This is a genomic window from Neoluteolibacter marinus (assembly GCF_014904755.1).
Classification (GTDB): Bacteria; Verrucomicrobiota; Verrucomicrobiia; order Verrucomicrobiales; family Akkermansiaceae; genus Haloferula; species Haloferula marina.
Genome location: NZ_JACZFQ010000050.1, coordinates 22,102 through 31,655, shown reverse-complemented (window position 1 = coordinate 31,655; position 9,554 = coordinate 22,102). Strand labels below are relative to the sequence as shown.

The following is a 9,554-nucleotide window of genomic DNA, read 5'->3' as shown; positions in this document are numbered from 1 at the left end:
CCGCGGTCGCGCAGGCGCCAGCAGAAGTCGACGTCGTCGCCCGCGGTGGTGAAGGCGGGGTCGAAGCCGCCGATGTCGAAGTACGCGGTCCGTCGTACCGCGATGTTGCAGCCGGGAAGGTGCTCCGCCTCGCTGTCGTCGATCATCACGTGGCTGGGTGCGCCGGGGGCGGCGGCGACGATGGCTCCGGCGTCGCCGCGCGGCGGGGGAGGGAGGTTCGGTCCGCCGCAGGCGTCCCAGCCGGCTACGAACGCGGTGGCGAGCTTGGCGAGCCAGTCCGGATCGGCCTCGCAGTCGTCGTCGGTGAAGGCGAGGATTTCGCCGCCGGCGGCTTCGGCCCCGGCATTCCGCGCGGCACTGAGGCCGCCGGGCTCCAGGCAGATCAGCCGCACCTGCGGGTAGCAGCCCACCACGATGTTGTCGGTCTCGTCGGTCGAACCGTCGTCGACGACGATGATCTCGTGGGCCGGCAGGCTCTGCCGCAGCAGCGAGTCGAGGCAGGCGGAAATCCGGCCGGCGCCGTTGCGGGTGCAGACGATCACGGAAATGCGCGGCTCCGGGGGCGGGGACGGCTGATCCTGCCAAGCGGCCGTCACCGCGGCGAGTGCGGGCTTCGGGTGCCCCTCGCGGTCGACCAGGCCGAAGTCCCAGTCGACGACCTCCATCCCGGAATTCCACCAGCGGTCGCTCCAGGCGTAGGTGGTCATCCCCGCGACCTCTTCCTCGCGGGCGACGCGGATGGCCCAGGCGAGCGACGCGGCCTGGCGGGCGGTCCCGTTGCGGCGCGAATCGAGGCCGAATTCCGAGATCATCAGCGGCCGGTCGCCGGCGACATGGTGGAGGCGCCGCAGATACCGGCGGAACGAGCCCTCGTCCTCGAGATAGACGTTGAACGCGGTGAAGTCGGCGTTCTCCGGTTCGAGGTATTCGGTGCTCGGATAGTTGCCGTAGCTCCAGAGGATGTCCGGCCGGAGCTGCCGGCCGTGTGCGATCAGGTCCTCGATCGCCTTGCGGACCCGCACCGGCCCCATCCACCGCACCAGGTCGGCGGGAACCTCGTTGGTCACGAAGACGCCGGCGAGGGCGGGATGGCCTTCCACGGCGCGGAGGGACTCGGCCAGGGAAACGCGGGCGGCGGCGGGGATCCGGTCGTCGGCGAGGAAATCGACAGCGTGCGGCCAGCGCAGGCCGCCGAAGACCCGGAGACCGCAGCGCCGGGCGGCGTCGAGGCATGCCCGGTCCGGCATCTCATAGAGCCGCAACGCGTTGAATCCGGTGGCGGCGATGGCTTCGAAGTCCGGCATGAAGTCCGCCGGCCAACCGCCCGGGAAGGGCCCGTAGGTCACCGCCCGCACGTCGATCCGCCTTCCTCCGGCTTGGAAGAATTTGCCATCGACGCTCAGCGGCTCCATCGGGGGAGGATCGTAGGTTGCGGGACCGAACATCCAAGCGCCAAGCGGCTTCAAAACGATTCGTTGGCATCGCCGCGATTGCGGTTAGAAAGGAGGCATGCGCGAGGAACTCCTCAGAAACCCGGTTTTTGCGATGGCGGCTACCCAGTTCGACGGCGTGGCGGACTTCCTGGAGCTCAATGACGAGCTCCGCGAGCGGTGCAAGTGGCCGAAGCGGTTGATCACCGTGACGGTGCCGATCCGCCACGACGACGGCTCGACGAAGGTCTATTTCGGTCACCGGGTGCAGCATCATTTGACCCGCGGGCCGGTGAAGGGCGGCCTCCGCTATCATCCGAACGTCGATCTCGGCGAGGTCGCGGCGCTGGCCATGTGGATGAACTGGAAGTGCGCGCTGATGGACCTGCCCTACGGCGGCGGCAAGGGGGGCATCGCCTGCGATCCGCGGGCCATGAGCATGACGGAGCTGGAGCACCTGACCAGGCGCTTCACCATGGAGATGATCCCGTTCATCGGCGAGGACATCGACGTCATGGCGCCGGACATGGGCACCAATGAGCAGACGATGGCCTGGATGGTTGACACCTACTCGACCCACGCCGGCCGCCTGATCCCGGGCATCGTCACCGGCAAGCCGCTGACCTTGCAGGGATCCGCCGGCCGCACCCAGGCGACCGGGCATGGCGTGGCGTTCCTCGCCTGCCGCGCGCTCAACAAGCTGGGGGTCACCCTGACCTCGGCCACCGCAATCGTGCAGGGCTTCGGCAATGTCGGGTCGCACGCGGCCTACGGCTTGTCCAACTCCGGGGTGAAGATCACCGGGATCTCGGATGTCAGCGGGGCGATCTGGAACGCGAAGGGAATCGACACCCGCAAGCTGCGCGACCACGTCGCGGCCCATGGCACGATCAAGGGCTTCCCCGAGGCGGAGTTGATCGACCCCGCGGAGATGCTGTGCCAGCCCTGCGACATCCTGATCCCGGCGGCGACCGACATGGTGATCACCGGGGACAACGCTCCGCATCTGAAATGCAAGGTGCTGGCGGAGGCTGCCAACGGCCCGACGACGCCCGAGGCCGACGAGGTGATCAACCGCCGCGGTGACATCTTCGTCATCCCCGATGTTCTCTGCAATGCGGGCGGGGTGACGGTGTCGTACTTCGAGTGGGTCCAGAACCTGCAGCGCTTCCAGTGGACCGAGCGCGAGGTGCTGACCAAGCTCGAAACCATGCTCGAGAATGCCTTCACCCGGGTGCTGCACTTCGCGGAACGCCACAAGCTGCCCCACCGCATGGCGGCCCAGGCACTGGCGATCAAGACCGTGGCCGACGTGAAGTCGCAACGCGGGCTGTTCCCGTGAACTTGCGGGGTCCCGCTGCCCGCCCTACATCGTTCTCCGTGAAAGCACTCCGATTCCACCAGTTCGGCAAACCGGGCGAGGTCCTGCAGCTCGAGGCCCTGGACCTTCCCCCGCTTGCGGACGGACAGGTGCAGCTGAAAATCCTGGCTGCCCCGCTGAACCCCGCCGACCTGAATTTCATCGAAGGCACCTACGGGGTGAAACCGGAACTGCCCGCCATGCCGGGGATCGAGGGTTGTGGCGAGGTGGTCGAAAGCCGCCATCCCGGGTTCGCGCCCGGCGACCGGGCGATCCTGTTGCGGCGTGCCGGTACCTGGGCAAGCCACGTCCAGCTCGACGGCGGTCACCTTTTCCGCCTGCCGGACGGGATCGATCCGCAGCAGGCGGCGATGCTCAAGGTGAACCCGGCGACGGCGTGGCGGCTGTTGACCGGTTTCGAGACCGCCCTGCCGGGATCGTGGGTCGTCCAGAACGCCGCGAACTCGGCGGTCGGCCGTTGCGTGATCGTGCTGGCGAAGTCGCTGGGAATACGTACGATGAACCTCGTACGCCGGCCGGAGGTCCGCGACGAATTGCTCGCGCTCGGCGCCGACCAGGTGCTGGTCGAGGGCGACGGCACCGTGGACGAGGCGAAGGCCGCGCTCGGCCGGGAGCGCGCGGCACTGGCCTTCAACTGCGTCGGCGGTGAGAGCGCGCTGCGCCTGATGAACCTGCTCGCGCCCGGCGGCATCCACGTCACCTATGGCGCGATGGCACGCCGGCCGGTGACCGTGCCGAACGGTTTGCTGATTTTCAAAGACCTGCAGTTCAGGGGATTATGGATAACGCGCTGGATCGAGGATGCATCGGCGGATGAGTTGCAAGAAGTCTACGGCGAGCTGGCGGATTTGATGGCAGCGGGCACATTGACGCTGCCGGTGGATTCGATTTTCGGCTTGGGGCAAGCAGGGGAAGCGCTGGCGCGGGTGGCCGGCGGCGAGCGGAATGGAAAGGTCCTGTTCGTGCCATGATCCGGTCCTTCAACCGCAAGCAGAGGATGTTGGCGGTGTGGAATGTCGGCACCGGCTTGATCGCTTATGGCCTGGCGTGGTGCTTCTTTTTCTTCGTCACGGGACAGGCGATCCGGATGTTGCCACCGGGGCAGCCTCCCTGGTTGTCCTGGGCGGTGCCCGCGACCGCCCTGGTCATTGTCACCGCCAGCGGGTGGAGACGTTTCCAAACCGGCAAGGTGGAAGCGGACCTTTCGGACGCGGTGATGTGGAAAGCGGAGGTGGAGTCCGCGGGGGCCTTTGTCGCCCAGTATCGCGTCAACCAGGTGTCCTCGCTTGCCTGGAGCCTGAGCCAGTTGTTCCTCGCCGGGCCGCTGCGTCTGCTCGAGGCGGTGCGCCGCTGGCGGTCGTGCCTTCCGGAAGGAACCGATCTCGAGTTGCGGATGACCGGCCTGTTGCGGGAACTCAAGTCGCGCAACCAGTGGGTGGACGTCGCGACTTTCAGGGACCACTGGGAAGCCATGGCCGCACTGATCCGCACCGGACAAGTGGAATTCAGCTCGATCAAGGGTCGGGTCCGGGCATCTTCCTGAGGCATGGAATTCACCTTTTCACCGGTCCGGGTCGGCATCTTGCTGGCCCTGCTGGCTGCTTTCGCCTGCTGGGGCGGATATTTCGTTCCCGACGGTGCCCCGCACCAACTCGCCAAGGCATGGTTCTACTCGGCCTTGTTCTTTTCGCTGGGCGCGGTGTCGGCGACCATCACCGACCATTGGATCGGGAACCTCGACCGCAGCAATTTGCGTTGGCTCTATGTGTTCCTCGGCGTGATCTGCATGGGCGGCGGCCTGGTCTATCAACATGTGTTGAAGGAACGGATGAAGATCATCGCCGAGTCCGGTTACTGAGCCGGAGCGCCAATCCGTCGTGGCGGCGGCGGGGAAATGGTGTTAGGGTGACCGATGCTCGCCCGCTTGTTGCCCCTTTTGTTGTTCCCGGCCGTGATGGCCGCGGAGAACGTCAGGCCGGGCGTGATCACCGGGGAGAACCTGGTTGAGTACGCGGGACTGTCGGGGCTGAGGAAGAAGATCGTCGACGAAGCCCTGGCCCTCGCGGCCCGCGGGGAGTGGCTGAAGTACCAGTTCGGCGGGGAGGATCCTGCCGAGGGTGGACTCGATTGTTCGGGATCGGTTCATTTTGTCCTGAGCCGGGCCGGCATGGAGCCGCCACGGACCTCCGCTGCCCAATTCACCTGGGTGAAAGAGGAAGGGGCTCTCCGCGAGGTGCCCGCGGCTGTCGCCACCCTGGACGACCCCTTGTTCGACACCCTCAAGCCGGGAGACCTGCTGTTCTGGACGGGCACCTACACGCCGCGGGACGGCCGCGAGGTCGCTGTTTCCCACGTGCAGATTTTCCTCGGTCACGAGAAGTCCGACAACCGGCCGGTCATGATCGGGTCCAGCGACGGCCGCAGTTACCGGGGAATCGCCCGCAACGGCTACGGGGTCTTCGATTTCAGGCTGCCGCGCGCCGGATCCAAGGGGAAGTTCCTCGGCTTCGGGCTACCGGAGGCAGGATCATGATCGGGATTAATCGCGCCGCGGAGGAATAGGCTTGCGAATTCATAAGAAACGTTACTTTTATGAGTGCCGCGTTGCTCCAGAAGCGTCCCCGCCATGCCCGATCCCGTCCAAACCGTTCACCAGGCCCTCGACTCGTTTCGCATCGAAACCCCGTCGTGGGGATACTCCGATACCGGCACCCGGTTCGGGAAGTTCCATCAGCCCGCTGCGGCGATCGACCTCGACGACAAGCTGGCCGACGCGGCGCATGTCCACCGCCTGACCGGCTGCTGCCCCACGGTGGCGGCGCACGTGTTGTGGGATTTCGCGCCGGGCACCGACCCCGCGGTTGTCGCTTCGAAGGCCGCGGCGCTGGGGATCGGCATCGGCTCGATCAACCCGAACTTGTTCCAGGACCAGATCTACAAGCTCGGCTCGGTGGGCAGCCCGTTCGAGAACGCGCGTGACCAGGCGCTGGCCCACATCATCGACTGCATCAAGCTCGGCCAGGTCACCGGCAGCCGCGCCGTTTCGCTGTGGTTCGCGGACGGCACCAACTACCCCGGCCAGGACAGCATCCGCGCCCGCAAGCAGCGCTTCGAGGCGGCCTTGAAGGAGGCCCACTCCCACCTTTCCGCGGACCAAGTCATGCTGGTCGAATACAAGCCCTTCGAGCCCGCCTTCTATCAGACCGACCTCGCCGACTGGGGGATGTCCTTCCTGACCGCGAAGAAAGCCGGCCCGCAGGCCAAGGTGCTGGTCGACACCGGTCACCACTACAACTCGCAGAACATCGAACAGATCGTCGCCTGGCTGCTCGACGAGGAAATGCTCGGCGGCTTCCACTTCAACGACCGCCGCTACGCCGACGACGACCTCACGCTGGGCTCGATCGATCCCTACCAGATCTTCCGCATCTTCCACGAGATCCACGGCTTCGCCCGCGAGCGCGGCGCCTATCCGGAGATCGAGTACATGATCGACCAGTCGCACAACCTGAAGCCGAAGATCGAGGCCATGCTGCAGACCGTCTGCACCGCCCAGGAGCTCTATGCCAAGGCCGCCCTGGTCGACCACGAGGCGCTGTCCGCGGCCCAGAGGAAGGGCAACATCGTCGATGCCGAGATCTGCCTGAAGAAGGCCTACAACACCGACGTCACCGCGATGCTCGGCGACTGGCGGGTTGGCCGGGGCCTCGCCGCCGATCCGCTCCAGGCCCACCGCGCGTCCGGCTACACCGAGAAGGCAGCGGCCGAGCGGGCGAAGCGCCGCCAGGACCTCGGCATCGCCACCGAACACAGCTACGCTTGATTTAGTACTTCCGCCGAAAAACCCAGATGAGCGAGATCCAGGAAGAAATCCACCACGCGGAGGAGGTCCTCGACGAGGCCATCCACGCCCCCAACGAATACGAACGCGAACCCGTTCCCGCGAAGGCCCGCAAGGGTGCCAGCGCGTTCTGGGGGATGTACGCCGGCGAGCACACCGCCGGCACCGAGTTCCTGATCGGCCCGATGTTCCTGGCCCAGTGGGGGGTCGGTGGCTGGCAGCTCATCTTCGGCCTGCTGTGCGGCAACCTGGCGGCGACGCTTTCCTGGCGCTACATCACCGCGCCGATCGCCACGCGGGCGCGGCTGACGCTCTACAACCAGCTCGAGCAGATCTGCGGCCGCCAGCTGGTCACGGTCTACAACCTCGCCAACGGCATCCTGTTCTGCTTCCTCGCCGGGGCGATGATCACGGTGTCGGCCACCGCCTTCGGGCCGATCCTGCCGCAGGTGACGATGCCCGACTTCGCCACCCGCTATCCGACCGGGATCGGCTACATCCTTTTGGTGCTGGGCATCGGGGCGGCGATGACCTTCGTCGCGATGAAGGGCTACGGCCTGGTGGCCCGCGTCGGCAAGATCGCCGCGCCGTGGATGTTCCTGATTTTCCTCGCCTGCGGCCTGTCGGTGCTCGGGAAAATGCCGGGCACCTCGTTCATCGAGGCGATCTCGGTGATGCCCGGCGTCGAGCCGAAGGTCGGCTTCTGGGGCGTGTTCTTCTTCGCCTGGTTCTGCAATGCGGCCATGCACGTCGGCATGGGTGACCTGTCGGTGCTGCGTTTCGCCAAGTCTCCGAATGCCGGCTGGGCCTCGTCGGCGGGGATGTTCCTCGGCCACTGCGTCGCCTGGCTCTGCGCCGGCTTGCTGCTCGCCTACTGGGTACGGGTGAAGGGGGCCGAACCGGCCAGCGGTGCGCCGCTCGGCGACATGGTCAACGACGCGGTCGGCTGGGCCGGCCTGATCTGTGTGGTCATCGCCGGCTGGACCACCGCGAACCCGACGCTCTACCGCGCCGGCCTCGCCTTCCAAGGGGTGATGCCCGGCATGCCGCGCACCGTTTCCACGCTCATCGCCGGAATCGTCTGCACCGTCGCCGGCCTGTTCCCCGCGCTGGCCATGACCCTGCTGAACTTCGTCGGCATCTACGGCATGATCCTGGCCCCGGTAGGCGCGATCATCTTCGTCGACTTCTGGATGTCGCGGAAGGCGGGCATCACCGCCAACTGGGCTGCCACCGTGGGACGCAGCTTCAATGTCGCCGCCTTGCTGGCCTGGTTGGTTCCGGTGATCGCCGGCTACGCGGTCTACAAGCACTTCCAGCTGCCCGCGCCGACCTACGTCACCCTGCCGGTGTGGATCGGCAGCGGTCTCCTCTATCTCGTCCTGGCCCGCCTGATGAATGGCAGCCGCTCCGCCGCCTGAGAACCTGAACTTCCCGTTCCGATGAAACCCATCCTGATGATCCTCGGCGCGATCGCGCTCCTGCTCACGATCGTGCCGCCCGTGTTGTTCATGAACGGCGGCCTGCCGGGCGACGATGCCGCGCGGGAGGTGATGATGAAGAACCTCATCATGGCTGGCACGCTGCTGTGGTTCGTCACCGCGCCGCTGTGGATGAAGAAAGAAGACTGAAGTTTTCCGGCCGAGGGATCGCGGCATCCTGCAGCAGGTCGTGATAGCCCTGTGCATGAAATTGCCGTAGAGGTCCGCTCATGACCGCGGGACTCGCAGCACAGATTCGGAAATGGTGGGCCATCGGGCTCTGGCTCGTGCTGGTCACCGGGATCGCCGAAGGCCACGCGATGAAGCAGGTGCGGGCCGAGCTCACGGCCGGCGAAGGCAAGTGGGACGCCTCGGTCTGGTTGGAAGCGTGGGCGCTTTACCCGGAGGACGGGCCGAAGGTCCCGCCGGGTGAGCCCGGGGACCCGAAGATGGCGGGCAACGACTGGACCGCGACCCTGGATGCAGCCGATCACGAAGTGATGCGCGAGACCGCGCGGCAGTTTCTCACCGACATCTTCCTGCTGACTCTCGACAACCAGCCGCTGCGGGCCGAGTTCGAGTTCCCGGACTACACCACCGAAGTCCCTACCTTGGAGGAAACCGCGGAGGGCGCCGCGGTGGTCCGTGTCGATCTGACAGGGTCCCTGCCGCCCGGCGCGTCGGGCCCCTTGAAGTTGATGTGGAACGATGACGAGGATGAACCGCTGGCCCTCGAGTTGATCACCCCGCGGCCGGGAAAGAAGCCACGGATCTCGGTGATCCGGCTCGCCCCGCGCGACGACCCGTTCGAACTGATGGTCATCGAGCCCGATGGCCGCACCGGGGAGAGCGAGGAATCGACGCTGTGGGGATGGGTCGTCCACGGCTTCGAACACATCCTGCCGAAGGGGCTGGATCACATCCTGTTCATCCTCGGCCTGTTCCTCCTGCAACCGAAGTTCAAGCCGCTGCTGTGGCAAACCAGCGCCTTCACCGTGGCGCACTCGATCACCCTCGGCATGGTGGTGCTGGGCGTGTTCACGGCACCGGCACGGCTGGTCGAGTCGATGATTGCCCTCAGCATCGCCTACGTCGGCATCGAGAACCTGTGGGTGAAGGAGCTCAAGCCGTGGCGGGTTGCCTTCGTGTTCGGGCTCGGCTTGCTGCACGGCATGGGCTTCGCCTCGGTGATGCAGGAGCTCGATTTGCCGGAGGGATCGATTGTCGAGCCTCTGGTCGGCTTCAACCTCGGCGTCGAGCTCGGCCAGGTCACGGTGCTGTCGCTGGCCTTCGCGGTGACCTTCTTCTGGTTGAAGAAGCCGGGGTTCCAGATCGCGCGGAAAGTCGCCTCGGCGCTCATCGCGGTGGTCGGGTTGTACTGGACGGTGGAACGCCTCATGGGATGAAACTTCCCGCAAGCT

The 9,554-nt window shown here is 66.2% G+C and carries 10 protein-coding genes; 9 read left to right on the top strand and 1 reads right to left on the bottom strand.

Features of this window, described 5'->3' with window-relative positions; translation table 11 throughout:
* The coding region (locus IG178_RS11515; RefSeq protein ID WP_193212697.1) for a glycosyltransferase at positions 1 to 1,412 on the bottom strand (1,412 nt) is incomplete at its 3' end.
* A gap of 97 nt (positions 1,413 to 1,509) precedes the next feature.
* Between IG178_RS11515 and IG178_RS11510 the strand changes: the two genes are divergently transcribed.
* From IG178_RS11510 to IG178_RS11470, 9 genes are all read left to right on the top strand, one after another.
* The gene (locus IG178_RS11510) at positions 1,510 to 2,772 is read left to right on the top strand and encodes a Glu/Leu/Phe/Val family dehydrogenase (protein WP_226895337.1); all 1,263 of its coding nucleotides are present in this window, start codon (positions 1,510 to 1,512) and stop codon (positions 2,770 to 2,772) included.
* A gap of 38 nt (positions 2,773 to 2,810) precedes the next feature.
* Entirely contained in the window at positions 2,811 to 3,782 is a 972-nt protein-coding gene (locus IG178_RS26185) for a zinc-binding dehydrogenase (protein WP_193212696.1), read from the top strand.
* Positions 3,779 to 4,354 carry a hypothetical protein gene (locus IG178_RS11500; RefSeq protein ID WP_193212695.1) on the top strand — a complete coding sequence of 192 codons (576 nt, stop codon included), beginning with the start codon at positions 3,779 to 3,781 and terminating at the stop codon, positions 4,352 to 4,354. The genes IG178_RS26185 and IG178_RS11500 overlap by 4 nt, the downstream gene beginning before the upstream one ends.
* Before the next feature lie 3 nt (positions 4,355 to 4,357).
* Positions 4,358 to 4,669, top strand: a complete 312-nt coding sequence (locus IG178_RS11495) for a hypothetical protein (RefSeq protein WP_193212694.1) — start codon at positions 4,358 to 4,360, stop codon at positions 4,667 to 4,669.
* Positions 4,670 to 4,723: 54 nt separating this feature from the next.
* Positions 4,724 to 5,344 (top strand): C40 family peptidase, encoded by a 621-nt coding sequence (locus IG178_RS11490; RefSeq protein ID WP_193212693.1) that lies wholly within the window; start codon positions 4,724 to 4,726, stop codon positions 5,342 to 5,344.
* 93 nt (positions 5,345 to 5,437) lie between these two features.
* Positions 5,438 to 6,634 carry a sugar isomerase gene (locus IG178_RS11485; protein WP_193212692.1) on the top strand — a complete coding sequence of 399 codons (1,197 nt, stop codon included), beginning with the start codon at positions 5,438 to 5,440 and terminating at the stop codon, positions 6,632 to 6,634.
* A 26-nt stretch (positions 6,635 to 6,660) separates the two neighbouring features.
* On the top strand, positions 6,661 to 8,073 hold the full coding sequence (locus tag IG178_RS11480; RefSeq protein WP_226895335.1) for a purine-cytosine permease family protein: 1,413 nt from the start codon (positions 6,661 to 6,663) through the stop codon (positions 8,071 to 8,073).
* Positions 8,074 to 8,094: 21 nt separating this feature from the next.
* Entirely contained in the window at positions 8,095 to 8,283 is a 189-nt protein-coding gene (locus tag IG178_RS11475) for a hypothetical protein (RefSeq protein WP_193212691.1), read from the top strand.
* An 80-nt stretch (positions 8,284 to 8,363) separates the two neighbouring features.
* Positions 8,364 to 9,539: a HupE/UreJ family protein gene (locus IG178_RS11470; RefSeq protein WP_193212690.1), complete on the top strand. Its 1,176-nt coding sequence runs from the start codon at positions 8,364 to 8,366 to the stop codon at positions 9,537 to 9,539.
* The last annotated feature ends 15 nt before the right edge of the window (positions 9,540 to 9,554 follow it).